Below are 24858 nucleotides of genomic sequence, written 5' to 3'. Positions count from 1 at the left end.
TGATGCTTGAGTAATGTAACGGAGACTAACTATCTGTTTGTGAGTAGATGTGTTCTTTACTGACGTCGACGATTGCGATGTCTTTTAAGAACTCTCTACCAAGCAATACACTGTGATCCATGTGCGATCGATCTGTCAGCGTAAACTCAACATTCTCCCTAAGGTTGCCAAGTTGTACTGGGATTGAAACAACGGGACGTTTTTGTACGTCCGGTGTGTTAACTTGCCTAACGCTCGCATACCGAATTATAGGCACTTCTACCCACAATTTGTCGCCTTGCTCATTTTCGTTTTCAGATATATGAAATTTAACCCATTTTTTACCATTTCGCTCAAATTCTTTAATGTTTTGAGCATCTATAGAAGATGTGGTGGCGCCAGTATCTACTCGGGCGTCGAAGTTTTGTTCGATACCTGCAAGAGATACGGTTTCGACTGCACCTATTACAACAACATCACGTGGGGTCTGAGTATTGGTTGGTGCTTCAGCGACGACATAAACAATTTCGGGTTCTTTGACCACCATTTGTTTTTGGTGTATTTGTTGTTGCTTTTGGATTTCAGCGGACAGCGATTCGATTTGCTGGTGCATTTGGTAAATTTGGGACGATTTTACCGACAGATCATTTTCCATTCGGTGTAAAATAGTGACAAGTTCCAAATAGTTGCTTTGCATTTGTTCTATTGAACGTGTTTGAACTTCAAATTGTTGTTTTGTAGGCGTTTGAGTACAGCCTAATAAGAGCAAAACAGTAGCAACAGACAGGACTTTTTTCATAGTTGTGGAGTTAATAAACATAATAGACAGGGAACAGGGCAATTGTAAAAGAGATTGACTTAACGTTTGTTAAAGTTAAGTCAGTAAAAAAGCTAGCTGAGCCTTTTAAGAGACGAATGCCACTAAAAGACTTGTATTCAATAAGTTACCGGGGCTTATTGGCAACCAATATTGCACGTTTAGGTGCTGGTAATCCTTCTACCGTTTTGGTGGGGTCATCGCTATCTAAATACTCTGGAAGTGAATTGTGAGTCATCCATTCAGTAGAGCGTTGTTCACCGGTAGTTGTTGTATTTTGGTCGACTATACGTACGTTTTCAAAGCCAACTTTTTCAAGCCAGACTTTTAACGCTTTTGCAGATGGGAAAAAATACACATTGCGCATTTGCGCATAGCGATCGGCCGGTACAAGCACCGCATTTTCGTCGCCGTCTATCACTAATGTTTCAAGTACAAGCTCACCACCAGCGACCAACTGGTCTTTGAGTTGGATCAAGTGATCCAAAGGTGAACGACGATGGTACAAGACCCCCATACTAAATACGGTGTCAAACGCTTCTAGTTTGGGCAGTTGTTCAATACCAAGTGGCAGTAAATGAGCACGTTGGTCGTTGCCCATCAATTTTCGAATGGCTTCAAATTGCACTAAAAATAGGTGTGATGGATCGATTCCAACACACAATCGTGCACCTGCGCCTAGCATGCGCCACATGTGATAACCGTTACCGCAGCCCACATCGAGGATATGGCGGTTTTTCAGGTCGCTAATATGGGGTAGAACTCGGTCCCATTTCCAATCTGAACGCCATTCAGTATCAATATGAATATCGTGAACGGTATAAGGCCCTTTGCGCCAAGGGTGGAAAGTGCGCAGCAAGTTCTCAAGTTTCTTTTTTTCACCGTCTATGAGCGGCGATTGGTTAGACACCTTTACTTCGTATTCAAGTTCTACGGAGTCGGGCTTGCTGCCCGAGATTTTGTTGAGTGCCTTAACCCACCGTTCAAAATCACCATGCTCAGCATTTTGCCAATCAGTGAGTTGTGACGGTAGTGTGTTTAACCAAGATTGCAGACGGGTATCATTGGCTAACAAGTGATAAAAAGGCGCAAAATTAAACATAATCTTAGTAATTTGTTGGTTTGTGGAGGCATTGGCACAGGAAGATACACCTATGCCTATAAGTTGGCAATATCATTGCTTGGGCAAACGGTGTTTTCTGCATCAGTGAAGGCGCGAACATTGGAAATTCCCTCGAAATTGGGTAAAGTAGTGCCACTTAAAAAGCAATGACGCTTTGTGTTTCATTTAACAAGAATAGGACAAGCAATGATTTTAGTCGTTGGTCATAAAAACCCAGATAGCGATAGTATTTGTAGCGCATTGGCGGCAACCGAACTTTTAAAAGCTCGTGGCCTCGAAGCTATGCCAATACGTCAAGGTGAAATTAACCGCGAGACGCAGCACATTTTAGCGACTGCTAATCTAGAGCAACCCGAATTGCGAACGTCTGTTGCGGGTGAAAAAGTGTGGCTGGTGGATTACACAGATCTTGCACAAGCACCCGACGATGTAAATGAAGCTGAGATTGTTGGTATTGTCGACCACCACCGTCTGGGTGATGTCATGACGGTTAACCCGTTAGAAGCATGGATTTGGCCTGTTGGCTGTACTTGTACGATTTTGTTCAACCTGTTCAAAATGGAAAATGTTGAGATTAGCAAGCCTATTGCAACGCTAATGATGTCGGCAATCCTGTCTGACACGGTTGGCTTTGCATCGCCAACCTGTACTCAAAAAGACAAAGACGCGGTACTTGAGCTTGCTCCATTAGCTGGTGTTGAAGATCTCGATGCGTTTATCAAAGACTTGTTGATTGCTAAAACCGATATTGAAGGGCTAGATGCTGCGCAATTGGTTGAGAAAGATCTTAAAGCGTATCCATTCAATGAGCGCAACGTAGTAGTCGGTCAAGTTGAGCTAGCAACCCTAGAACAAGTAGACGGCATGATTGACGCAATTGAAGCGGATCTAGAACGTCGTTGTGAAGAAGATTCGCTAGCGTTTGCTGCGGTTATGCTAACAGACATTACCTCCGCGCAAACTCGTCTGCTTTACAAAGGTGAGTGGGCTGAGAAGTTGGTTAAGCACGAGCAAAATGGTCAACTGATGATGGAAAATACGCTAAGTCGTAAGAAGCAAGGCTGGCCTTGGTTGCAAAACGAATTGGTGTAAACACAATCTATTGCATAAAACCCGCTTAAAGCGGGTTTTTTTTTGCTCGAAATTTCGACAGACTTCTATCGCGCAAATTTCGGAGTTGTTGATTTACAGAAAGTAATACCAACCTAAACAATTTTCTGACCAGTAAATTACTTCGATTGTTATAAACTGGAGGCTCAGCAAATCGAGAAAGGGTCGTGAGTGACCAAAAGTCGCAATCAATAGTTAACGCTTCAAGCCCTAAGCTGAATCTTAGCTGAGGCTATAATTTGGCTAACTATAAATGAGCGAGTGAAACTAACAACGACCTTTTTGCATAAAGTGACTATCGACTAGCTTTTGAGTCACTGAGTGCTTTGGATTGTTTATGATGTCTAGAGTATTCCCTGTTTCGACAACGCCGCCATTATCCATCACTAGAATTTTATCGGTGATGTGCTTAATCATCCCAATGTGTTGGGACACATAGATGAAGGACACGCCCATTTCTTCTTGCAGTTCGAGCAACAAGTTAACAATTTGCGATCGCATCGCCATGTCGAGGCCAATCAGCGCTTGGTCTGCGATTATGACCGAAGGCTGCAAAATAAGCGCTCGCGCAATGCAAACACGCTGCTTTTGACCTGTTGCGAGCATTTGTGGGTAAAAGTGCGCATGCTCTGCCAACAAACCTACTCGTTTTAAGGTCTGTGCAACACGCATTTCACGCGCTTCTTTTGGCATAGCGGTGTTTCGCTTTAATGGACCTTCGAGAATTCGGCCAATTTGGATACGTGGATTGAGCGACGTATTTGGATCTTGAAAGATCACTCGGATAAGTTTACACCGGGTTGAGTAATCTTTGTGCTCCAACTCTTCACCATTAACCAATATTTGACCGCTGCTTGGCTCAATGGCACCCGCAATCATTTTGGCCAGTGTGGACTTACCAGAGCCGTTTTGTCCTATCAAACCGATCGTTTCACCCGCTTCTAAGCTAAATGTGATCGGTTTAACCGCTTGTTTTTCTTTCTTGCCAAACAACCCAGTGCGAGTAGTGAAGGTTTTAGAAAGATCTTTAACTTCTAATAATGCGCTCATGCAGGCACCTTCGTGTTAAGTGGGAAATGGCAAGAGTATTTGTGGCCCTTCACTTTTTTAGACAGTGGCGCTTCGACACACTCTTTACGAGCATAAGGACAACGGGGTCCAAGACGACAACCGATAGGTAAATGCTGTAATGGCGGTATCGAGCCGGGTAGGGAAGAGAGCCTTTGTTTATGTTGATCTGAGCTTGCGAAATCTGGCATCGCTTTTATTAACGCCGCAGTATACGGGTGCTTAGGGCCATCAAGCACTTTTTTTGTCGCGCCAGATTCTACCGATTGCCCGCAATACATCACTGTAAGCCTATCTGACCATTGCGCTATGGTTGAGAGGTCGTGACCGATCAGCAAAATAGTGGTGCGTTGTAGCTGATTCATTCGGCTGAGTAGTCTTAAAATTTGAGCCTGCGTGACCGAATCTAAGTCGTTGGTGGGTTCATCGGCGATCAATAACTTGGGACCGGCAGCAATCGCCATCGCAATCATGACTTTTTGGCACTCACCATCGGTAAGCTCGTACGGATACGACTGCATGACACGTTTGTGCTCTTTAATGCCGACTTTGTGCAGCAACGCATGTGACAACTTGCCGCGCCACGCAAATCGCTTCCACCACGGGCCTTGATAGGCCGACTTTGGTATGGATTCCGCCAGTTGTTCACCCACTTTTTCACTGGGATCGAGACAGGTAGAAGGCTCTTGAAAAATCATACCGATTTCTTTGGCAATCAGTTTGCGGCGCTCTTTTTTACTCAGTTGCAGCAAGTCGATGTCACCATATCGCATTCGGTCAGCGGTGACCGTCCAGGTGTCTTTGGTCAGGCCAACGATCGCTTTAGCAATAAGGCTTTTTCCCGATCCTGACTCTCCAACCAAGCCGCGGATCTCACCTTCATTGATGGTGAGACTCATCCGTTCGACTGCGCGAACTTTTCCTTGCGGCGTGTCGATAACGATAGAGCAGTGCCTGATATCAATAAGTGGCATTATTCTACCCCCGAATTTAACGCGTCTCGCGCAGCTTCACCGACGATCGACAGGGCGATAACCGTACTCATTATGGCGAGCCCTGGCAAAATAACCGTCCAAGAAGCAATAAACACCAGCTCTACAGAATGACCGATGATGGCGCCCCATTCTGGCGTTGCGCCTTGCGCACCAAGACCCAAAAACCCTAATGCAGTCATATCGATGATGGCAATGGTCAGGGCTGTAAAAAATTCGGCGATAACAACGGGCAATATGTTTGGCAGAATCGAGTTCCAAAACAGGTAATAGTCATTAGCGCCATCAAGACGTGAGGCGATAACGTAGTCTTTTTCTATTTCTAGGTGGATCGCATTGTAGGTAGACCGGATAAAACGTGGCATTAATGCCACAGAAATAGCGAACAGCGCGGTATAAACATCGCTTCCCCAAAACGCCACAAATATAATGGCCAACAGCAATGAGGGAATTGACATGACGGTATCGAGAAGGTGATTGAGCGTACTGGAGATTAAGCCCTTGGTCATCCCTGCAAGAGATCCGATTGTACAGCCAATTATGGCAGCAATGACGGTAATGGCAAAGGTACTGGCAAAGGTGATCTGCCCGCCAACCATTAGACGAGACAATATGTCTCTGCCAAGATCATCGGTACCAAGGAAGTATTCGATACTGCCATCGACATCCCACGAAGGGGGCTGAAGCAGATGCGATGTTTGCTGATAAGGGTCGTGTGGAGTGAGCCAAGGAGAAATCAGCGTGATTAGCACGATAATGAGCAGGCTCCAAAACCCAAACATACCCAAACCATTGGCACGAAAGCTCTTAATAAATCGCTCACGCTGCGTGGGGATGTGGTCTTCTTGGTATACGCTATCGGTTAACATACCATTCCTTTCTCGCTAGGGGATTGATCAGCGTGCCGATGAGATCCGATAATATCTGAGTAAACAAAACAAAGCTGGCGACAACCAGTACACCAGCTTGAATCGAGACATAATCTCTCATAGCAAGTGCATCCAGAAGCCAACGGCCTATACCGGGCCAACTAAAAATGGATTCGGTGATTATGGCGAAGGTCAGCATGCTCGCTAATTGCACACCTAACATCGGAATAATGGGCGGAAAAGCATTTCTTAGTACGTGTTTAACGATGATCTGGTAACTGCTCAAGCCGCGTATTTTTGCCACGCGGATAAAATTTTCACTCATCACTTGGGCAACCGAAGAACGCATCAAGCGCACCAGTTGCGTCGCTGGAGGTATGGCCAGTACGCAACATGGTAATACCAGGTGAAGTAACACACTTTGCAATGCGTCCCCTTTATGGGGTGACGGCGAAATCAATGTGTCTACAATGGCAAAGCCCGTAACGGTTTCTATATCAAACAGTGGGTTATAGCGGCCAGACACTGGCAGCAATTCCCATTGCAATGACAGCAATAACATCAGCAGTAGCGCAATCCAATACAGAGGCGCAGCATAAGCGGCTGTGGCGACAAAGGAAATAAACTTGTCCAGCGGTTTTCCTTGTCGCACACCGGATAAGGTTCCTAAAGGAATGCCAATAATGAGCGCCAATAAAAAGGCTAACAAGCACAGCTCTAAAGTGGCAGCAAATACCACAAAAATTTCATCACTGATTGGTCGACCAGAGGCATTGAGCCCAAAGTTGAGGTTAGTAACCTCACTCAAATAGGTTCGCCAGCCTTCCCAAAAATCGAGAATGGACCAGGTTGAAGTTGGGTCCAGACGCAGAATGCTGTAACTCACCACCGATATGATCAGTAAAGTGATCACAAATAGGTTAATTCTGCGCAGGGTATAGATTAACATTAGTACTCCCTGTACACGTTCTCGAACGACTCAGTATTAAACGGGCTCACTCGCAGTCCTTCGATTGAGTAGTGTTTTGCTTGGAATTGTACTCCGTGTGCCAAAGGAATCAATGGAACTTCATCATTTACAATGACTTGAGCTTGATAATAGAGGTTTTTTCTATATCTAGCCTCGGTTGTCTCCTTTGCTAGGTCCAAAAGGAAGTCAAAATCGGGGTTACACCAGGTGGAGACATTTAACCCTGCACTATTGGCATCACAAGATAAAAGTGGGCGGAAGAAGTTATCTGGGTCCGGTGTATCGGCATTCCAACTGCTAAGTACCATATCGTACTGTTGGGAACTGTGGCGATGATTGCGCTGCACTCTATCTTCGAACACCACGGATAAAGTCACTCCAACATCTGCAAAGTCCGATTGCACTAACTCCGCTACTTTGCGCGGGCTTGGATGGTAGCTGAGTTCAGACGCTGGCACCCATAATGTGAGATTAAGTGGTTGTCCATCTAAATGTTTTGCGAGCAATGCACTTGCGTAGTTAGGGTCAAAACGCACCGCAATAGTGTCTCTGTTGCTGGCCCAAGAGCCACTAGGTAGCAAGGAATACGCTGCTTCACCATTACCAAAATAGACGGTATCGATAATGTTTTCGCGGTTTATGGCAAGGCTTAATGCTTTGCGAATATCTGGATGGTTGAGCTTTGGGTTTGAGGTTTGCAGTGCAATGAAAGAGATGTTCATTGCAGGTACTTTCACTAATTCCAACTCTGTGTGTTCGCGAATAACCGGAATCTGGCTCATGATCGGTGAGTACAAAACATCACATTGATTGCTTAGCAATTTTGATAAACTGCCAGTCCCGCGAGAGGAGACATCAAAGACGACTTGCTGCATTTTTGCTGGAGACTTCCAGTAATTCTCGTTTCGAGTCAGCCTAATATAGTCATGATGTTTAAACTCTTTGAGCTTAAACGAGCCCGTGCCAACTGGGTGTGTATCGATGATATGCTTTTCGTCGAGCGCGGCTAACTGATTGGCATACTCCGCTGAGTGTATGACAGGGTACACGGTCGATAGATTGCTTAAAAAGGTGTTATCCGCTTTGCTCAGTTTGAACAGCACTTTGTCGTCTGACAATGCGATCACATCTTCGAGCGTGCTTGAAAAATTGATCGCGGCAAACCAAGGGTAGCTAGCACTATTCACAAAGTGATACGGATGTTGAGAATCGATGATGCGCTTAAAGCTAAATACAACATCTTGAGCATTCATTGTCCGAGTTGGTGTAAACCATGGAGTGTGGTGAAAGTGCACATCGCGTCTGAGTTCAAACGTGTATTCACGTCCGTCTTCTGACACCGACCAACTTTGAGCCAAATGAGGCGAGGGCACCATAGTTTCACTGTCAAATTGAAGCAAGGCATCAAACAGCTGCGGGCTCAGCGCTTCTGTCGCTATGTCGTTATCGACAAGCTGAGGATTAAAAAAACGCGGGCTTCCTTGTCCACAGTAAATGAAGCCTTCCTGTTTTACTCGCTCAACCTGAGAGTTTTCTGTGCAACCCATTAAAAAAGCCACTGCGATTAACAGAAACCCGATGGGTTGCCAGCGGAGGTTTGACGTCATACAAGATCCAATTGTTGTGGTGCTAAAGCGTCCGATAGCGGACACTTTAGCATTAAGCCGATCTAGAGCCTAGTTTACCGCACATTACTCGACGTGATGTCAATTGTGTGGAGGCTGGCTGTCCTTTACCTATAGCTTGTATTTTCGCATCATGCCACGAAATTGGTGGTAACTGAGGCCTAGCAAATCCGCCGCTGCTTTTTGATTGTGTTTGGCATGCTCTAATGTTTGTGTCAGTAAAGCGATATCGTTATTTTCACTCCACTGCTTGTATTCTAAGGGTAAGGAAATATCTGCCGATATGATGGAGTTCTGTGAAGGTTCAGTGTCATCTATTGCGTGCTCATTAACGATAAGCGCACTGTTATCTATAGATTGCTGGAAGGGGTCAAAAATAAGCTCACTGATGGGAGTGTTGGGCTCTGGGTTTTGATAGACCGCGCGCTCAACCACATTTTTTAGCTCACGTATATTACCCGGCCATGGAAAAGCAACCAATGCGGCTAAGGCATCTTCGGTAAAACCGCCAAATAGGGGCAGGCCTAACTCTCGGCACATGCCCATTGCAAAGTGTTTTGCGAGCAACGGTATATCTTCCGGTCGCTGCGATAATGCGGGTACATGAATCACATCGAAGGCGAGGCGATCGAGAAGATCGGCTCTAAAATCACCTTGCGCTGCCAATTGAGGTAAGTTTTCGTTGGTGGCACAGACCAGACGCACATCGGCTTTTAAGGTTTTGCTGCCTCCTACGCGTTCAAACTCACCGTACTCAATAACACGAAGAAGTTTCTCTTGTACCACGATGGGCGCAGTAGCCAACTCGTCCAAAAAGAAGGTACCGCCTTCTGCTCGTTCAAATCGGCCTTCATGTTTTCCCCTGGAGCCGGTAAAGGAGCCTGACTCGTGTCCAAAGAGTTCAGAGTCAATAAGGTTTTCGCTCAGTGCGGCGCAGTTTAGAGCAACAAATGGTTGATCCCAACGCGAAGATAAAAAGTGCAGCCTTTGAGCAATGAGTTCTTTACCTGAGCCACGAGGACCTATAATCAGTACCGGTCGTTGAATGGCAGCGACTTTCGAGACTTTTTCAAGCATTTCGAGAAATAGGGCTGACTCACCGATGATATTACGGTTTTGCATGAGACTCTCACTTGGTTAAATTCACCACATATGTGTTATTTTTGTCATGCTTTGAGTTGATGTGCAAGCGACTTATTGTTAAGTGTTTGTTTTTATTTGCTATTATTTTTGGCATCAATATTGAATAGTAATTAGCAACAAGGGGAAACCCTAGATAACATAAACGCTAATAAATGGTATGAGAGGTCGTTATGGGCATTTTTTCAAGATTCGCAGACATTGTAAATTCAAACATCAGTGCACTTTTAGATAAGGCTGAAGATCCGAGCAAAATGATCCGCTTGATTATCCAAGAGATGGAAGACACCTTGGTTGAGGTGCGTACAAACCTTGCAAAAGCGATTGCCGATAAAAAAGAGTTGGCTCGTCGCGTTGGAAAAATAGAAAACCAAGTTGAAGATTGGCAGGCAAAAGCGAGTTTAGCGCTGAGCAAATCGCGTGAAGATTTAGCCCGCGCTGCACTGATCGAAAAACAAAAATTGCAGAAAGTAGTGGCAGAGCTGCACACAGAGCAAACCTTGGTTGAAGAGACAATTGATAAACTGGGGCAAGAAGTCAAAAAACTGGAAGCGAAAATTCTAGAGACACGTGCTCGTCAGCAAACCTTAACGATGCGTCAAACTGTTGCGGGTAATCGCAAGCAAGTGCAGGAGCAGTTGCATGCAGGTAGAACTGCAGAGGCGATGGCTAAATTTGACCAGTTTGAGAAGAAAATTGATCGCTTAGAAGCCGATGCTGACAGTTATGCGGTGTCTGAATCACCATCACTTGATGCCCAATTTGCAGATTTGCAGGCCGAGGAAGAGATTGAGCAAGAGCTCAACAAACTTAAACAGTCGATGCAGGATAAATCTTAATTCAAGGAGGCGCTATGACCGCTGCACTAATTACCACACCTCTGGTTATCTTTCTGATTTTTGTGGCACCGCTTTGGCTGGTGCTGCACTACCGAAGCATCAAGAGAACCAATAAAGGACTGAGTCAAGAGGATAGGGACAGATTGGAAGCGCTATCCGAGCGCGCTGGCGCCATGTCCGATCGCGTGAGAACACTCGAAAAAATATTGGACGACGAGTCACCGGGCTGGAGAGAAAAACGATGAGAAAACAACTGTATCGCGATCCTGCTAATGGCAAACTTACTGGCGTGTGTGCCGGTATTGCCAACTACTTCGAAATTGAGTATTGGGTAGTTCGTATTCTCGTGGTGTCGGCAACCCTGCTAGGGGGAGGATTTTTAGTCATTCTTGCCTATGCAGCGTTTACCTTTTTACTTGATAAGCAAGATGTGAGAGACGTACACACTTATCAGCAAAAAGCGAAACACAGTGTGAAGGCGAAGCCATGGTCTGCCGGCGAGTCTGCTCATAGTGTTTTGGATCATGTTGAAGACGATATTTACCAAGTCGAAAAGCGCATTCGAGAGATGGAAGCGCATGTGACTTCAGAGTCTTTTAAAGTGAATCGAGCGTTTAAGCAGCTGTAAGGTTTTCTACAGAGTGACCGTTTCTAACTATATGGGTTAAAAAACGGTTATGATGGGTTCCTTTCCTAGTAAAAGCGTTTTTTTGTTGTATTCTGTAAGTATGTGTAAACATCTGGATACATGAGAAAAAATGCAGATTCGAAGTATGACATTGCTGGCTGCTGCCAGCATTGTGCTTGTTGGTTGCAACAAAGCAGAGCCTTGGCCAGAAGAGCCAAGCTCAAGACCTGTAAAAGTGATGACGGTTATCGTAGGCGAGCAAAGCTTTACTCGTCAATTTCCTGCTACGGTAGAAGCGGGCGATAAAGCCTCTATGTCATTTCGTGTGTCCGGACGCATTGACGATATTGTTGTGCGCTCTGGTGAAGCCGTTGAGCAGGGGCAAGTCATTGCAACTCTAATGAGTGATGAAGCTTCACTGATTAAGGCGCAGAGCCTAGCCATGTTTCAGCTTGCTGAGGTGCAATTTGAGCGTGCCAAAGCACTTATTAAAGATAATGTCATTTCTGCCCAAAGTTACGATGATTCTGTTGGCATGTATAAAGCGGCTCAAGCTCGCTACGATCAGTCAGTAACCAATTACGAATACACGCAAATGGTCGCTCCCTTTGACGGTAATATTTCACTCGTATTTGCAGAAGATCACCAGTGGGTCAATGCAAATGAGCCTGTACTCAATGTGCAGTCGCGAGAATTGCTAAAGATTGAGTTCCAACTCCCCGATTATTTACTGTTCAGTTTTCAGGCTAATCCTCCAAAACGGGCTCAAGTGCGCTTTGATTCCCTGCCGGATTCTAGTTACCCTGTCACGTTTCTCGAGCTGGATACTCAGTCAGACCTGTCAACAGGTAGCTATAAAGTGACCATGGCGATGCAACGCCCTGAAGGCAGCCGCATTTACCCAGGCATGTCTGGACAAATTGAAGTCGAAATTCCACAAGGCACACCTAACTCTTTGCCTGCTACAGCGCTGTTTGATTGCGATGGTAAGCAGTGTGTATGGCGTCTAAACGACAGCGGTTCCATTGAGCAAGTCGCAGTCACATTAACGGAAAGCGGCGAAGTGGAGTCGGGACTTGCTGATGGCGACCAAATCGTAGTAACTGGCGTCGATTCACTTTCCAGTGATTTGAAAGTGCGCGAATGGGTTAAGGAGCAGGGAATATAATGAACACTAAAAAAACTACCCTGAGTCTGTTGGTTGCAACTGCAGTCATGTTAAGCGGATGCAGCAAACCGGGTATCGAAGGCGAGGTTGATACCCCTAACGTAGCCGTCTTGCAAATAAATGCGGATGAAAACACCACATCTAATTATTTTCCTGCCATCGCACTTGCCGCTGATTTGACCGCGATGAGTTTTCGAATTAACGGCGAGATAATGGAGCTAAACGCGAAAGACGGCCAAACCGTTAAGAAAGGCGATTTGCTTGCCAAGCTTGATGAAAGAGATTATGTGATTGAAGTTGAGAACGCCCAAGCGTCTTATGAAGTGATTGATAGCCAATTTACGCGTTCAAAACCGTTGGTCGAAAAAGAGCTTCTTGCTCAATCACAATTTGATGAGATCAGAGCAAAGCGAGCAATTGCAAAAGCGGATTTGGACCTTGCTAAGTTAAGGCTCTCATTTACAAAACTGGTCGCACCGTTTGATGGAATCATATCTCGTTTGGATGTTGACAATTTCCAGACGGTTGCACCGGGTGAGTTTCTGTTTAACTTGCATAAAGTAGATCAAGTTGAGGTGTTGGTTCAAATACCCGATCAATTAGTGATTTCCAACTTGAATCCAGATTCCCAGGTCAATGTTCAAGTACGTACAAGTAATGGAAACCTATATGACGCTTTCTTAAAAGAGTATACCCGAGAACCAGACCCAGCCTCTGGAACCTATACGGTGACACTCACCATGCCAATGCCCGAAGATGACATCATTCTGGATGGTATGGCGCTAGATGTGACGAATAACGCGTCGGCGAGTGACTTCAGTATGGATGGCATTGTATTGCTTCCCGTTGAAGCAGTGGTTAACCCAGATGGTCAACCGTTGACTGTAGGTGGCAGTCACGTTTGGGTATTGAACGAAGACAATACCGTAACTAAACGGCAAGTTACCTTAGGTGACTTGCACTTGAGCGAAATACAAATAACCGACGGCATTAACGCGAGCGATACGGTAGTCATTGCAGGTAACGCACAGTTGCGTGATGGCATGACAGTTAACCCGTTTGAGGCTACTACCACTTTGCATATTGAAGACGAGGTGGTAAGTGATGAGTGATCAGATGACCAACAACGAACATAACGATAGTAACACCCGCGGCGTCGCGGCTTATTTCATCAATAATCGCGTCATCAGTTGGATGCTCACTCTGATCTTCTTGGTGGGCGGTACAATGGCATTCTTTGACTTGGGGCGTTTGGAAGATCCTGCGTTTACCATCAAAGATGCAATGATAGTCACTCAATACCCAGGTGCGACACCGGTTCAAGTTGAAGAAGAAGTGACATATCCAATAGAGAAAGAGATCCAACAATTGGCGTATGTCGATGAGGTGAACTCAATCTCTACCCGTGGGCTTTCGCAAATCACAGTGACCATGAAAAACAACTATGGCCCAGATGATCTACCACAAATTTGGGATGAGCTGCGTCGAAAAGTGAACGATCTTAAAGTTCAGCTACCTCCAGGTGTTGGCGAACCTTCGGTCATTGATGATTTTGGTGATGTATATGGTGTTCTGATGGCCGTTACTGGAGACGGTTACTCATACAAAGAGCTGCTCGATTATGTTGATTATTTACGACGGGATCTAGAGCTGGTTACCGGTGTGAGTAAAGTTTCAGTATCGGGCGTACAGCAAGAGCAGGTGTTTATTGAACTCTCTGTCGCGCGCATGACCAGTTTAGGTTTATCTCCGGACACTATCTACAATCTACTTTCGACGCAAAACTTAGTGTCGGATGCGGGTGCAATTCGCGTTGGTACCGAATATCTAAGAATACACCCAACCGGTGAATTTACCGAGGTTGAACAATTAGGTAATTTGATCCTAACGGATGGTGGTGCGCAAGGTCTCATCTATCTGCGTGACGTGGCAGACGTTAAGCAAGGTTACATTGAAGTCCCAACCAACATATTGAACTTTAACGGCAAACTGGCGCTTAACATGGGCATTTCCTTTGCTCCTGGGGTCAATGTGGTTGAAGTGGGCAAGCGCGTTGAACGACGCCTTGCAGAGCTGAAATATCAGCAGCCTGTTGGCTTAGATATTTCGGAAATTTATTCACAACCTAAAGAAGTGGATAAATCGGTGCGTGGTTTCGTTGTCAGCTTAGGACAAGCGGTAGCCATCGTTATTATTGTGCTGTTGTTTTTTATGGGGGTGCGCGCCGGTTTACTTATCGGACTTATCCTATTGCTGACGGTCTTGGGTACCTTTATATTCATGTCCTACTTTGCCATCGATCTACAGCGGATTTCATTGGGTGCTCTGGTTATTGCGCTGGGGATGCTGGTAGACAATGCCATAGTGGTGGTCGAAGGGATAATAATAGGGACCAAAAAGGGGAAATCGAGGCTGCAAGCCGCAACAGAAATCGTAAACCAAACCAAGTGGCCTTTACTGGGTGCGACCGTTATTGCCATTACCGCGTTTGCCCCAATAGGCTTGTCGGAAGACTCCACCGGTGAATACTGTGCGACCCTATTTAGCGTACTACTCATTTCACTGATGCTGAGCTGGTTTACCGCAATATCGATTACCCCATTTTTAGCAGACATCTTCTTTAAGGGCCAAAAGCCACCTAAGGAAGGAGAAGGTGGCGAAACCTACGACGGTTTTGTATTTGTTGTGTACACGAAATTCCTGACATTTTGTATGAATCGCGCTTGGGGGACCATTATTGTATTGGTGGTGGCATTGGGTGCCAGCGTGTATGGATTTGGCTTTATTAAACAAGCTTTCTTCCCTGCGTCGACTACGCCAATGTTTATGGTCGATGTTTGGATGCCAGAAGGTACCGATATTCGAGCAACAAATGCCAAACTGAAAACCATTGAAGGATGGCTGAACGAACAAGATGGCGTAGAGCATATAACCAGTTCTACGGGTAAAGGTCTTGAGCGTTTCATGCTTACCTACACCCCAGAAAAAAGCTATGCGTCTTATGGTGAGATCACTACTCGTGTGACGGATTACGCGATTATGCATGACTTAATGGCAGATTTAACCGAGCACCTAAAAGCCGATCATCCAGAAGTTAACTTTAAGCTCAAACAGATCGAGTTAGGCCCAGGTGGCGGCGCTAAAGTGGAAGCACGTATTGTTGGCTCAGATCCTGAAGTGATGAGAACCTTAGCCGCAGAAGTAATGGACGTGATCAAAAGCGATCCGGGTGCGACGGCAGTACGACACGACTGGCGTGAAAGAACCAAAGTCATTGAGCCTGTGTTCAATGAGAGTCAAGCACGCCGATATGGTATCACCAAATCCGATGTTGACGACTTACTCGCGATGTCATTCTCTGGTAAAACCATAGGTATTTACCGCGATGGCACAACGTTAATGCCGATTGTGACAAGGTTAACCGAAGAAGAGCGTGTCGATATCCAAAGTATTGAGCGCGCTAAAATTTGGAGCCCAGCACTGAATGAGTATATTCCTTTGCAACAAGTTACCCTCGGATACAACGTTATTTGGGAAGACCCAATCATTGTGCGCAAAAACAGAAAACGTATGCTAACGGTTTTTGCTGACCCAGATTTATTGAGTGAAGATACGGCGGCAGAGCTGCAAAAGCGCATTCAAAGCAACATTGAAGCCATAGAATTCCCAACGGGATACACTTTAGAATGGGGGGGAGAGTATGAGTCGTCCCGTGATGCACAAGCGTCGCTATTTAGCTCGATGCCAATGGGTTATCTGTTCATGTTTTTGATCACCGTGTTCTTGTTCAATTCAGTGAAGCTACCATTGATTGTTTGGTTGACCGTGCCACTCGCGTTAATTGGTGTAACCAGCGGGCTTTTACTGCTCAATACTCCATTTGGCTTTATGGCGTTGCTGGGTTTCTTAAGCTTAAGCGGTATGCTGCTCAAAAATGGTATTGTACTGATTGATCAGATCCAGCTAGAGATGAGTACTGGTAAAGACCCATACAAAGCGGTCGTTGACGCTGCATTAAGCCGTGTTCGTCCAGTGTGTATGGCAGCAATTACGACCATTCTTGGTATGATCCCGCTGTTACCGGATATCTTCTTTAAACCGATGGCGGTAACCATTATGTTTGGATTGGGCTTTGCTACTGTACTTACCCTCATTGTAGTGCCAGTACTGTACAAAATGTTCTACAAAATACCGACGCCGAGTACCCATTGATGAGTGTGGATAGTAAAGCAATTGGTCGTTGTAAGTGGGTTGACGCATCCAAACCGGATTACGTTGCCTACCACGACAACGAGTGGGGGGTACCCGTCTATGACGATAAGGTGTTTTTCGAGTTTCTCACTTTAGAAGGTGCGCAAGCAGGATTGAACTGGTACACCATACTTAAGCGCAGACAAGGCTATAGGAATGCGTTCGCCGATTTTGATGTGCACAAAGTGGCCAACTTTGATCAAGATAAGGTTGATGCAGTGTTGTTAGACGAGGGTATTATTCGACATCGGCTAAAGGTGGCTTCAACGGTCACCAACGCACAGGCTTTTATCGCCATTCAACAAGAGTTTGGCTCATTCAGTCAATATGTGTGGGCTTTTGTGGGGAATGAGCCAATCATCAATGAGCTCAAGCCCGGTGAGTATCCACCGGCGACCACGAAGCAGTCGGATGCGCTGTCTAAGGATCTAAAAAATCGAGGCTTTAAGTTTGTCGGAAGCACCATTATTTATGCGTTTATGCAAGCGTGTGGCTTAGTGGTTGATCACAATAGTGATTGTTATTGCTGCGGAGCAATAGTTAAGCAAGGCGATAAATACATTGCATCGTACAAAGGATAAAAACCTCACGGTAATGCGGCACTGGTGTTTGATCAATTTCTAGCAGGGTTTGGGACAAAGCCTTGTTTTAAGTTCTGTACGTTGGGCATTTAGAAGATAATCTTTGCCAAATAAAAACACTAAAATAGACTATCAAACACAGATCCACTCACACCAAATATAGATGTTAGTGGACAATCCTAAGCCCGCCTTAGCGGGCTTTGTTGTATCTGACACTCAAATAATTCATGTTATTGGTGAAATAAAGCCTTGGGGTTTAAGTGCAACAAGAGAGCAAGGGATGGCTTGAAATATGTTTTCTGCGGTATTGCCGATGATTAAGCCTTTAATTCCAGAGCGCGCGACGGTACCCATTACGAGTACATCGACCTGTTCATCGTTCACCAATGCGGGGATTTTCTTATCTGCAGAACCGTGCAAATGATGAATTACCATTTCCCCCCCAATGCCTGACTGATGTATCAAAGAGTCGAGAGTCGCTCGATGCTTGATCCGCGTTGCTTCGATTTGTTTATCAAGTAAGTCATCTTCAATGTTTATCCAGACATGATGACGCAGGTAATTTTCCATTTCAAAGTCCCAACAAGAAACAATGTGTAGATGACTGTCGTAATTGTCTGCAATTGAATGGCCTAACTGTAATAGTCGAATGGCTAATTCAATTTGTTCTGGCTCTGTCACCATGGGATCGATCGCGACCGCAACACGGCCGTTATGTTTTAATTGATGTGTATGCTTATTTAGCCAAATTGGGCAAGGGCATTTACGTAATAGCTTCATATCTAATGCTTTAAAGCCTTTATTTCCGGTGTCAAGAGGTTCGGCATCTTTGACTAAAAGATCATGACCATGTTCAGCTATCGCGTGAATAATATTAATTGCAGGGTTACCACCACTTGTGATTTCGATAGAAATAGGCAGTGTGGATGCATCGGAATGGCGCATTGACTGAAGATTCTTCACCCCCGATTGCAAAGTGTTGATCAATGATTGATGGTAAGCCTCTTGATACTCCACCATATCTGGTGGTAATGCGGGGCAAACAATCAAGCCTTTTAATCTTGCATTGTTGCGCTCGGCAATTTCTAAAACACGCAATAGTGAGTCGCGGTCTTGATCCAACCCGTGATCGACATAAAGAATATTTTTAAATTTTTGCATAATCACCTTCCTTTACATAATTGTCGCTCTCAACTGAGTAAATCGCCACTTAGAAGAGAGAAATCTTGTAGATTTGTTCACGTTGTATGGAAGGTGATATTCGCAACAGGCTGATTATGGCGATAACATTAGACAGGGTCTGCTGTGAGTACAATTGTAACTCGTTATAGGCTAAGACATTAGGCTAGTACAAATGTTCTACAATATGATAAAAATGAGTAAATGAAGCAATTCGGAACTCTTGGAATGAGCCGACTCGCACTGCTTAATCAGTTGCGGGATGCCAAATGGCGCCTTCGCAAAAATTTAAGACTAGTGCAGTGAAAGGTGCACGCAGGGTGCCTAGAGGGACGACACTTGGCAACATGTGTCGTCTACTCAGGTGTTGCTTGCTAGAGACTTTTGTAAGTTAGTAGTTAACGGAAAATATGAGGTATCTAACGATTAACTCAGATTACGAGTAGCACTGCGCCTGCTCATTAATATAGCACTCGCTAAGTTTCTGGCATCAAGCAGCCATTACCGCCGAAGCACCGCTATCCATCGTCCCAAATTTAACAAGCTGGTTAGTGAGGCAGCGACATAGGTCAGCGCCGCCGCCTTGAGAATTTTCTCCGCATACTCTAGATCGCCTTCGTGCAGGTAGTTGCCTTTCTGCAGGGTTGGCAGGGCCTTGCCAAAACTGGCGTCAAACTCAACAGGAAGAGTCAACAAATGCACCATGGTACTTAGTGCCATTGAAACAACGCCAATGCCTATCGTTATCGCTCCTGCTTGCGGCAGGCGGGTTAGTATCAGGACAAGCGGAGCAGCCACTAGCATTATTCCGGCAATACGCTCGCCGACCATGGCGGTCTTTACGAGCTTTTGCCGCGCCAAGAACAAGGCCTCTCCACGTGAATCCTGAATGGCATGACCCACTTCATGGGCGGCCACAGTCACCGCGGTTAATGAGTATCCTGAGTAGTTCTCTGGCGAAAGACGCACAGCCTTGGCGCCTGGATCATAGTGATCACCAGCAGTGGTCTCTTCTACTTCGACATGATCTAGGCCGGCGCTGTCCAACAGGTGGCGAGCAAGCTCGCCACCGCTTCCTTGCTTACGGTAGCGATCGGCTGGTTGACTGTATTTTTCCATCACATGCTTGACCCATAGGCCTGGTAGGAAGACACATGTCGCGATGATGAGTAATATAATTATCCAGAACATTTAAACCAGTATGTTATTAGCAGTTGTGTGACTATTAGTCATTATACGCATAAAAATGAGCGGCAGATGCCTGTCGATAATAGGCCGAATAGAATAGGGGTAGAAGCTTTCCACCTCAGAGAGGCAAAGCTAACTGAGTGGACATCTTGCTCTTTGGCTGTTGATGTTGAATTTAGGCTTACCAAAGAGTTAGCACTCAGATGCGAGCACAGGTAATAGGTGCTCAATGAACGCCGCAATTCTGTGTTTTGGGCGCGTATGAAGTGCGAAGTGATCGCAACGGCCACCTCTTCATTTGGTGATACGATCAACGCGTTCCCCTCATCACCCAGAGCGCATTAGCAGTTGTGGTCGAGATCAGGAATAAGCCACCAAAGATAGCGGTATCTACGCTCGCCCCATCATGATTCGTCTTTGAGGCGAGTTTGCCATTAAACAATACCTTGATAAGGACCCTCAACAACTCTCAAGGTATGAGAACAAGTATGGTAATCAACACACGGAGGTTAAGACGTTGAGTGCTGCTGACACGGTTTAGAGCATAAACTTGTTATTTGATATGACCACTACCTATAATAGCGGCCATCACTCCAATGAGATTGCAATACACAATGATTACGCTTCACACCAACTTTGGTGACATACAAATCGAACTCAACAAAGACAAAGCGCCGCTGTCTTCACGTAACTTTAAAAAGTATTGTGAAGATGGTTTCTATAACGGCACTATCTTTCACCGCGTGATAAAAGGGTTCATGATCCAAGGTGGTGGTCTGACAAAATTGATGGACGAAAAGGGAACACGCGAACCTATCACCAATGAGGCGAATCGTGGTCTAAAGAACACTGTCGGTACTATCGCAATGGCTCGAACTGATGCCCCGCACTCCGCAACCGCGCAGTTCTTTATCAATCTTGCTGACAATGATTTCCTGGATCACACAGCAAAAACTAACAACGGCTGGGGTTATGCTGTATTTGGTAAAGTGACCTTAGGAATGGATGTTGTATATAAGATTTCAGAGGTACACACGCTATCACGGATGGGACATGATGATGTGCCAGCAGAGACGGTTATGATTGAAAGGGTAACTATAGAAGCACAACAAGAAGGCGGATAACACTGTCAACAATGAGTATTGGGGTAGAACTACCAATAGTTCCACATAAGTGACCGTGGCAGTGCTCAGAGCTATTTGGTCTACAGCAAAGCTCACCAGATTATACGTTCATTAAAGCTAGCAAAGTTTGGGGCAAAGGCATGTTACTTTACACCCATAAAAGGCATAGACTCACCTTATGAACCACTTGATGATTTGAAGAGCTAGAGCACTATTGCATTGATACTATACATTAGATTTTTAAACTAGAATTAGGCCACAGTACCGAATTGATTTGGCTTGGCCTAACAAACTTGGGGTACTTTTGAGTTATGAAGTGCCTAAAACGACTTTGAAACCCGTTTTGGGTTAGAAGTATTTTAACCAACAGGGTCGACCTGTGCAGATTAAACCAACAATGATCAATCTTTCGGGTATGTGATTAAACGTTACTGAAATCGTAGACATTTTATTGTCTACCGCCAGCCCCAACCTCAGACTCCACACTAATTTTCCCTACTAACATCGCATGGTCGCTACTTAAGGCTCCGTTTGTTGGTAGATGGTCGTCAAAACAGAGCATATCGACGGCAGTGACACGATCAGAAATGAGAATATGGTCAATCGCATTGGGGGTAAAACGATGATAGAAAGTATTAAATGGCCCCACGCCCAATAGCGTATCTAGAGGCTGCAATAGGTTATTTTTCCAAAGGCCCTGTAGTGACTGACTGTCCCGAGACTGATTGAAGTCTCCCATAATCACCACCGGTGCCTTGTTTATTTGCTTTTTCGCTATCTCGAACAAGGCATTAGCTTCATCGGCACGTTGAAAACTCGATACCCATTGCCCGTACAGTTGCGATTGTTTCTCAGTATAGTTGTCTGGCGCAGCCGAGGCGCGTTGAGATTTTAAGTGCACAGAAATTGCCGTGACAGCTGCTCCATTTGGCAAAGATACCCGTGCCATTGCAGGGTACCTGGCGAAACGAGACTGCATCTTAGGAGGGATCTTTACCCATTTGGCTTTATAGCGACTGGCAATGGCGACGCACGGCTGGCTAAACACAAAATCGTCTTCAATGTTAGGGCGATCTGGGCAGATAAAGTAATGGTAACCGAGTTCGAAGCACAGCTCTTTAAGTTCGGTGATACTAAACACTTCTTGAAACGCTATGATGTCGGCGTCTGCGGCAATGATTGACTCAGTTAACCACGAGCGCTTTTGTGTCCACTGCTCTGATGTCAAAATATTGTGCCACTCATAACTGGCAAAGGGTGGTTTGGCGAAATTACATAAATTTAGCGATGCGACAGTAAACTCTGACATGAAGACCTAATGCGATGAAAGCATTGTGATGAATAGACCAACGCTATCAGATGTTTAGAAAACTGGAAAGCGCAGGGTGGCCAATTACTGATGCGGCACTACACAATAATATCTCTGGGTAAGTTGGTGGCTCAGCGCCGCCTTCGACGGCATGAGCCGCATTGTTTCGACCGATGCACATAGTTTTCGGCGAGTTAGGCACAACGGGTAGATAAACAAGGCTGTCTAAAGGGATATAGTCTTCATCGCCTGCTTTCGCCACAAGCGGGTTAAGTAACTCGGACAATTTTTGGCTAGCCCGCAATAACTGGTGCAGCTCTTGGGGGGAGATTCGGTGCGACTATGGATAGGTCGATGACACCTCCCACATAAAACAGATGAAATTCAACAAATAATCTAAATGTCGACATTTTTATTGTCTAGCTTATGAGCTTGGAGAGCGTTCTACTATATCCAGCTGTGAAGACGGCTCTTTTCAAGTACGGTAACAAGCCCTTTGCCCGTTCGATGGTAGTGATTAACCAACGATTCTGAGGCTAGGGATGCGTTTCTATCAAGCGTTGCTTGAAGAATTTGGCTATGTTCATTGTCGACTTTACGGTATTGATAATCGACAGACTCCTCTGCTAGAAATCGGTAGCGGATATTCTGGTCGTAAAGTTGATTACAATAGCGCGATAAAATAGGACTATTGCATTCACTAAGCAGCCCCATATGGAAGGATTTGTGGGTACTTTCCCAAGCCTCAAAATCGTTTGGGTCAGCCCGATTTAGACGATGATGCAAAATAACCAGTTTTTCTTCCCACTGCTGATCGCCAAATTGAATACTTTGTTGCAGCGCAAGCACATCCAGCTGGCATCGAAGCATCAGTATTTCGTCAAAATTGGCTCGGCTGATTGGGGCAACAATAAATCCGCGTTGGTCGAGTCGATGCACTAGACCGTCAGAGGTAAGTAGACTGAGTGCTTCGCGAATGGGAGACGCACCAATGTCGAGTCTGTTTTTAAGCGACTCTATTTTGAGCTTTTCCCCCGGGGACAACTCACATTTAATGATCAAAGTGCGCAATTGATGGTATACCCGATTAATTGCGGTCTTACCTTGTTGTTCCAAGATTATTTTATTCATACTGTTCTTGCCTTTATTCTATTTTTAACTTAGTCAGGCCATCCAAATCAAACGAATATTTTTATTAATACTCACCAACTATTGTGTTGGTAATTCCAGCCAATGAGCAAGCAGATGTTTTAAGGCACCTAGAGCAATTCATCAACGCCGTATTGTTCTAGCTGGCTTACCGATCAACTATTTTGGAAAAGTTGCTGTTAAGTTTCTCTTAATTGTACCTTTTTTATACTATACCTAGGGCGTTTCTCGGCAGTTTACAGATCAGTATAACTTGCTTAGGGCGTTTATAAATCTGCACGCTTTCTTTTACTTGAGCAAGCAGAGAGGGAACTGATTAGGTAGAGAGAGAATCTGTGCGGTAAAGTCGACTAAGCGTATTTACGAATTGATGTTGACCTAATAATCGAACAATTAGCTTAGTAAGCTGGTTAAACTATAACGCTATTTTGATTGATGTGATAAAACGAAAGCGGCGATAACTGCTTGGTTATCGCCGCTTGTTTATTTTGGCATCGCATTTAACGTGAAAATGTTACGCTTGAGCGACTTCTTGTTCTTGCAGCACCGTGTTGTAGCGCTGTAAACCTGCTTCGAGATCCTCAATGAGGTCAGAGACGGACTCTAGCCCTATGTGCAAGCGTATTAACGTGCCTTTAAAGTTGGGGTTTGCGACTGTTCTTAGTGAGTTAAACGAGCGAGGTTCGTTGGCCAAAATAAGGCTTTCAAAGCCTCCCCACGAATAGCCCATACTGAAGTGGCGCATACCATCAAGCAGTGCGGTGGTCGCTTTAGTATTACTGGTTTTAAGGACAAAAGAGAACAGCCCATTTCCGCCCGCAAAGTCACGTTTGAAAAACTCATGTCCTGGACAGGTGGCTAACGCAGGGTGACGTACATGATCAACCTCAGGTCTTGCTGCCAGCCACTGAGCAACTTCTAAGCTTGCATCTTGGTGCTGTTGTAGCCGAACGCCTAAGGTGCGTATACCGCGCAATGCCAAGTACGCATCGTCTGGTGAGATACATTGACCCATTAAGTAGCTCTGCTCTCGCAACTGAGGCCACAATTCTTCGCGTGCTACAGCGGTGCCTAGCATAACGTCTGAGTGCCCCACAATGTATTTTGTCGCCGCCTGAATGGAGATATCGACACCGAAGTCAAACGGTGAAAACTGCACACCAGCCCCCCAAGTATTGTCGAGCATCACAATAATATCGTGCTTATGAGCAATAGCAGAGAGCGTTGGTATGTCCTGAATTTCCATAGTGATAGAGCCAGGTGATTCGGTGAAGAGAATCTTAGTATTTGGTTGGATCAACGACTCAATCTCTGCACCCAACATTGGGTCATAATAGGTCGTCTCAACGCCAAGCTTTTTAAGCATGGTGTCGCAAAAATCGCGCGTTGGTTCATAGCAGGTGTCCACCATAAGAATGTGGTCACCGGTTTCGATAAACGACAATATCGCGTTAGAGATGGCCGCTGTTCCGCAAGGATAAAGTGCGCAGCCTGCACCACCTTCGAGCTCAACCATCGCGTCTTGAAGGGCAAAGTGAGTTTGCGTACCGCGACGTCCGTAGAACAGGGTTTGATTGGTGCGATTGATCATCGCATGCTGTTTTTCTGCTACAGTATTAAAGACTACGGTCGATGCACGTTGAACTGACGGGTTTACAACACCGTTAGTCCATTTCTTACTTCTACCTGCGGTGACATAGTTGGTGGCTTTGGTTTTACTCATTAGACTTCCCTGCAAAATGTTGATGC

At 45.3% G+C, this 24858-nt stretch carries 23 protein-coding genes; 9 read left to right on the top strand and 14 right to left on the bottom strand.

What is annotated here, in order from left to right:
• Window positions 1-25: 25 nt before the first annotated feature.
• Both ST37_RS09140 and cmoB read right to left on the bottom strand, forming a co-directional pair.
• Window positions 26-778: an ATP-dependent zinc protease gene (locus tag ST37_RS09140; protein ID WP_172400964.1), complete on the bottom strand. Its 753-nt coding sequence runs from the start codon at window positions 776-778 to the stop codon at window positions 26-28.
• 145 nt (window positions 779-923) lie between these two features.
• Window positions 924-1898: a tRNA 5-methoxyuridine(34)/uridine 5-oxyacetic acid(34) synthase CmoB gene (cmoB, locus tag ST37_RS09135; RefSeq protein ID WP_084885637.1), complete on the bottom strand. Its 975-nt coding sequence runs from the start codon at window positions 1896-1898 to the stop codon at window positions 924-926.
• Window positions 1899-2105: 207 nt separating this feature from the next.
• On the opposite strand from cmoB, the gene ST37_RS09130 reads away from it, so the two are divergent.
• The gene (locus tag ST37_RS09130; protein WP_084885635.1) at window positions 2106-3011 is read left to right on the top strand and encodes a manganese-dependent inorganic pyrophosphatase; all 906 of its coding nucleotides are present in this window, start codon (window positions 2106-2108) and stop codon (window positions 3009-3011) included.
• A gap of 285 nt (window positions 3012-3296) precedes the next feature.
• Here ST37_RS09130 and ST37_RS09125 read toward each other — a convergent pair whose 3' ends face one another.
• The 6 genes from ST37_RS09125 to pspF all read right to left on the bottom strand — a co-directional run bounded on the left by ST37_RS09125 (window position 3297) and on the right by pspF (window position 9675).
• The gene (locus ST37_RS09125; protein ID WP_084885634.1) at window positions 3297-4079 is read right to left on the bottom strand and encodes an ATP-binding cassette domain-containing protein; all 783 of its coding nucleotides are present in this window, start codon (window positions 4077-4079) and stop codon (window positions 3297-3299) included.
• Window positions 4076-5071 (bottom strand): oligopeptide/dipeptide ABC transporter ATP-binding protein, encoded by a 996-nt coding sequence (locus tag ST37_RS09120; RefSeq protein WP_084885633.1) that lies wholly within the window; start codon window positions 5069-5071, stop codon window positions 4076-4078. The genes ST37_RS09125 and ST37_RS09120 overlap by 4 nt, the downstream gene beginning before the upstream one ends.
• On the bottom strand, window positions 5071-5958 hold the full coding sequence (locus ST37_RS09115; protein WP_084885631.1) for an ABC transporter permease subunit: 888 nt from the start codon (window positions 5956-5958) through the stop codon (window positions 5071-5073). Before ST37_RS09115 ends, ST37_RS09120 begins: the two co-directional genes overlap by 1 nt.
• Complete coding sequence (locus tag ST37_RS09110) at window positions 5945-6907, bottom strand: ABC transporter permease subunit (RefSeq protein ID WP_084886628.1); 963 nt, start codon at window positions 6905-6907, stop codon at window positions 5945-5947. Before ST37_RS09110 ends, ST37_RS09115 begins: the two co-directional genes overlap by 14 nt.
• Complete coding sequence (locus ST37_RS09105; RefSeq protein ID WP_084885630.1) at window positions 6907-8535, bottom strand: ABC transporter substrate-binding protein; 1629 nt, start codon at window positions 8533-8535, stop codon at window positions 6907-6909. The genes ST37_RS09110 and ST37_RS09105 overlap by 1 nt, the downstream gene beginning before the upstream one ends.
• A 129-nt stretch (window positions 8536-8664) precedes the next feature.
• Window positions 8665-9675 (bottom strand): phage shock protein operon transcriptional activator, encoded by a 1011-nt coding sequence (gene pspF / locus ST37_RS09100; RefSeq protein WP_084885628.1) that lies wholly within the window; start codon window positions 9673-9675, stop codon window positions 8665-8667.
• A gap of 191 nt (window positions 9676-9866) precedes the next feature.
• Between pspF and pspA the strand changes: the two genes are divergently transcribed.
• The 7 genes from pspA to ST37_RS09065 all read left to right on the top strand — a co-directional run bounded on the left by pspA (window position 9867) and on the right by ST37_RS09065 (window position 17160).
• Complete coding sequence (gene pspA / locus ST37_RS09095; RefSeq protein ID WP_084885627.1) at window positions 9867-10532, top strand: phage shock protein PspA; 666 nt, start codon at window positions 9867-9869, stop codon at window positions 10530-10532.
• 14 nt (window positions 10533-10546) lie between these two features.
• Window positions 10547-10777 (top strand): envelope stress response membrane protein PspB, encoded by a 231-nt coding sequence (gene pspB / locus ST37_RS09090; protein WP_084885625.1) that lies wholly within the window; start codon window positions 10547-10549, stop codon window positions 10775-10777.
• On the top strand, window positions 10774-11160 hold the full coding sequence (gene pspC, locus ST37_RS09085; protein WP_084885624.1) for an envelope stress response membrane protein PspC: 387 nt from the start codon (window positions 10774-10776) through the stop codon (window positions 11158-11160). The genes pspB and pspC overlap by 4 nt, the downstream gene beginning before the upstream one ends.
• Window positions 11161-11290: 130 nt before the next feature.
• Complete coding sequence (locus ST37_RS09080) at window positions 11291-12328, top strand: efflux RND transporter periplasmic adaptor subunit (protein WP_084885622.1); 1038 nt, start codon at window positions 11291-11293, stop codon at window positions 12326-12328.
• Entirely contained in the window at window positions 12328-13440 is a 1113-nt protein-coding gene (locus ST37_RS09075) for an efflux RND transporter periplasmic adaptor subunit (RefSeq protein ID WP_084885621.1), read from the top strand. The genes ST37_RS09080 and ST37_RS09075 overlap by 1 nt, the downstream gene beginning before the upstream one ends.
• A complete protein-coding gene (locus ST37_RS09070; protein WP_084885619.1) occupies window positions 13433-16540 on the top strand; it encodes an efflux RND transporter permease subunit in 3108 nt (1035 codons plus the stop codon). Before ST37_RS09075 ends, ST37_RS09070 begins: the two co-directional genes overlap by 8 nt.
• 20 nt (window positions 16541-16560) lie before the next feature.
• Complete coding sequence (locus tag ST37_RS09065) at window positions 16561-17160, top strand: DNA-3-methyladenine glycosylase I (protein ID WP_084886626.1); 600 nt, start codon at window positions 16561-16563, stop codon at window positions 17158-17160.
• A 225-nt stretch (window positions 17161-17385) separates the two neighbouring features.
• Here ST37_RS09065 and ST37_RS09060 read toward each other — a convergent pair whose 3' ends face one another.
• Window positions 17386-18321 (bottom strand): universal stress protein, encoded by a 936-nt coding sequence (locus tag ST37_RS09060; protein WP_084885617.1) that lies wholly within the window; start codon window positions 18319-18321, stop codon window positions 17386-17388.
• A 519-nt stretch (window positions 18322-18840) separates the two neighbouring features.
• Entirely contained in the window at window positions 18841-19530 is a 690-nt protein-coding gene (locus ST37_RS09055; protein ID WP_084885616.1) for a zinc metallopeptidase, read from the bottom strand.
• 611 nt (window positions 19531-20141) lie between these two features.
• Between ST37_RS09055 and ST37_RS09050 the strand changes: the two genes are divergently transcribed.
• Complete coding sequence (locus ST37_RS09050; protein WP_084885614.1) at window positions 20142-20651, top strand: peptidylprolyl isomerase; 510 nt, start codon at window positions 20142-20144, stop codon at window positions 20649-20651.
• A 448-nt stretch (window positions 20652-21099) separates the two neighbouring features.
• Here ST37_RS09050 and ST37_RS09045 read toward each other — a convergent pair whose 3' ends face one another.
• The 4 genes from ST37_RS09045 to ST37_RS09030 all read right to left on the bottom strand — a co-directional run bounded on the left by ST37_RS09045 (window position 21100) and on the right by ST37_RS09030 (window position 24832).
• A complete protein-coding gene (locus ST37_RS09045) occupies window positions 21100-21960 on the bottom strand; it encodes an endonuclease/exonuclease/phosphatase family protein (RefSeq protein WP_084885613.1) in 861 nt (286 codons plus the stop codon).
• A 46-nt stretch (window positions 21961-22006) separates the two neighbouring features.
• Complete coding sequence (locus ST37_RS09040) at window positions 22007-22246, bottom strand: hypothetical protein (RefSeq protein WP_084885611.1); 240 nt, start codon at window positions 22244-22246, stop codon at window positions 22007-22009.
• A gap of 161 nt (window positions 22247-22407) precedes the next feature.
• A complete protein-coding gene (locus ST37_RS09035; RefSeq protein WP_084885610.1) occupies window positions 22408-23091 on the bottom strand; it encodes a GntR family transcriptional regulator in 684 nt (227 codons plus the stop codon).
• Window positions 23092-23623: 532 nt separating this feature from the next.
• Window positions 23624-24832, bottom strand: coding sequence for a cystathionine beta-lyase (locus ST37_RS09030; protein ID WP_084885608.1), 1209 nt, complete (start codon window positions 24830-24832; stop codon window positions 23624-23626).
• Between the last annotated feature and the right edge of the window lie 26 nt (window positions 24833-24858).

This window comes from Vibrio sp. qd031 (assembly GCF_002100145.1).
Classification (GTDB): domain Bacteria; phylum Pseudomonadota; class Gammaproteobacteria; order Enterobacterales; family Vibrionaceae; genus Vibrio.
This window is presented reverse-complemented; position numbering and strand designations above follow the sequence as displayed.

Excerpts from the sequence above, each read along its gene's own strand:
- ST37_RS09080 (WP_084885622.1), top strand. The coding sequence starts at position 11,291 with ATGCAGATTCGAAGTATGACATTGCTGGCTGCTGCCAGCATTGTGCTT.
- ST37_RS09070 (WP_084885619.1), top strand. The coding sequence starts at position 13,433 with ATGAGTGATCAGATGACCAACAACGAACATAACGATAGTAACACCCGC.
- ST37_RS09140 (WP_172400964.1), bottom strand. The coding sequence starts at position 778 with ATGAAAAAAGTCCTGTCTGTTGCTACTGTTTTGCTCTTATTAGGCTGT.
- cmoB (WP_084885637.1), bottom strand. The coding sequence starts at position 1,898 with ATGTTTAATTTTGCGCCTTTTTATCACTTGTTAGCCAATGATACCCGT.
- pspC (WP_084885624.1), top strand. The coding sequence starts at position 10,774 with ATGAGAAAACAACTGTATCGCGATCCTGCTAATGGCAAACTTACTGGC.
- ST37_RS09035 (WP_084885610.1), bottom strand. The coding sequence starts at position 23,091 with ATGAATAAAATAATCTTGGAACAACAAGGTAAGACCGCAATTAATCGG.
- pspF (WP_084885628.1), bottom strand. The coding sequence starts at position 9,675 with ATGCAAAACCGTAATATCATCGGTGAGTCAGCCCTATTTCTCGAAATG.
- pspA (WP_084885627.1), top strand. The coding sequence starts at position 9,867 with ATGGGCATTTTTTCAAGATTCGCAGACATTGTAAATTCAAACATCAGT.
- ST37_RS09130 (WP_084885635.1), top strand. The coding sequence starts at position 2,106 with ATGATTTTAGTCGTTGGTCATAAAAACCCAGATAGCGATAGTATTTGT.
- ST37_RS09055 (WP_084885616.1), bottom strand. The coding sequence starts at position 19,530 with ATGTTCTGGATAATTATATTACTCATCATCGCGACATGTGTCTTCCTA.
- ST37_RS09105 (WP_084885630.1), bottom strand. The coding sequence starts at position 8,535 with ATGACGTCAAACCTCCGCTGGCAACCCATCGGGTTTCTGTTAATCGCA.
- ST37_RS09125 (WP_084885634.1), bottom strand. The coding sequence starts at position 4,079 with ATGAGCGCATTATTAGAAGTTAAAGATCTTTCTAAAACCTTCACTACT.
- ST37_RS09120 (WP_084885633.1), bottom strand. The coding sequence starts at position 5,071 with ATGCCACTTATTGATATCAGGCACTGCTCTATCGTTATCGACACGCCG.
- ST37_RS09060 (WP_084885617.1), bottom strand. The coding sequence starts at position 18,321 with ATGCAAAAATTTAAAAATATTCTTTATGTCGATCACGGGTTGGATCAA.
- ST37_RS09050 (WP_084885614.1), top strand. The coding sequence starts at position 20,142 with ATGATTACGCTTCACACCAACTTTGGTGACATACAAATCGAACTCAAC.
- ST37_RS09045 (WP_084885613.1), bottom strand. The coding sequence starts at position 21,960 with ATGTCAGAGTTTACTGTCGCATCGCTAAATTTATGTAATTTCGCCAAA.
- ST37_RS09115 (WP_084885631.1), bottom strand. The coding sequence starts at position 5,958 with ATGTTAACCGATAGCGTATACCAAGAAGACCACATCCCCACGCAGCGT.
- ST37_RS09075 (WP_084885621.1), top strand. The coding sequence starts at position 12,328 with ATGAACACTAAAAAAACTACCCTGAGTCTGTTGGTTGCAACTGCAGTC.
- pspB (WP_084885625.1), top strand. The coding sequence starts at position 10,547 with ATGACCGCTGCACTAATTACCACACCTCTGGTTATCTTTCTGATTTTT.
- ST37_RS09110 (WP_084886628.1), bottom strand. The coding sequence starts at position 6,907 with ATGTTAATCTATACCCTGCGCAGAATTAACCTATTTGTGATCACTTTA.
- ST37_RS09030 (WP_084885608.1), bottom strand. The coding sequence starts at position 24,832 with ATGAGTAAAACCAAAGCCACCAACTATGTCACCGCAGGTAGAAGTAAG.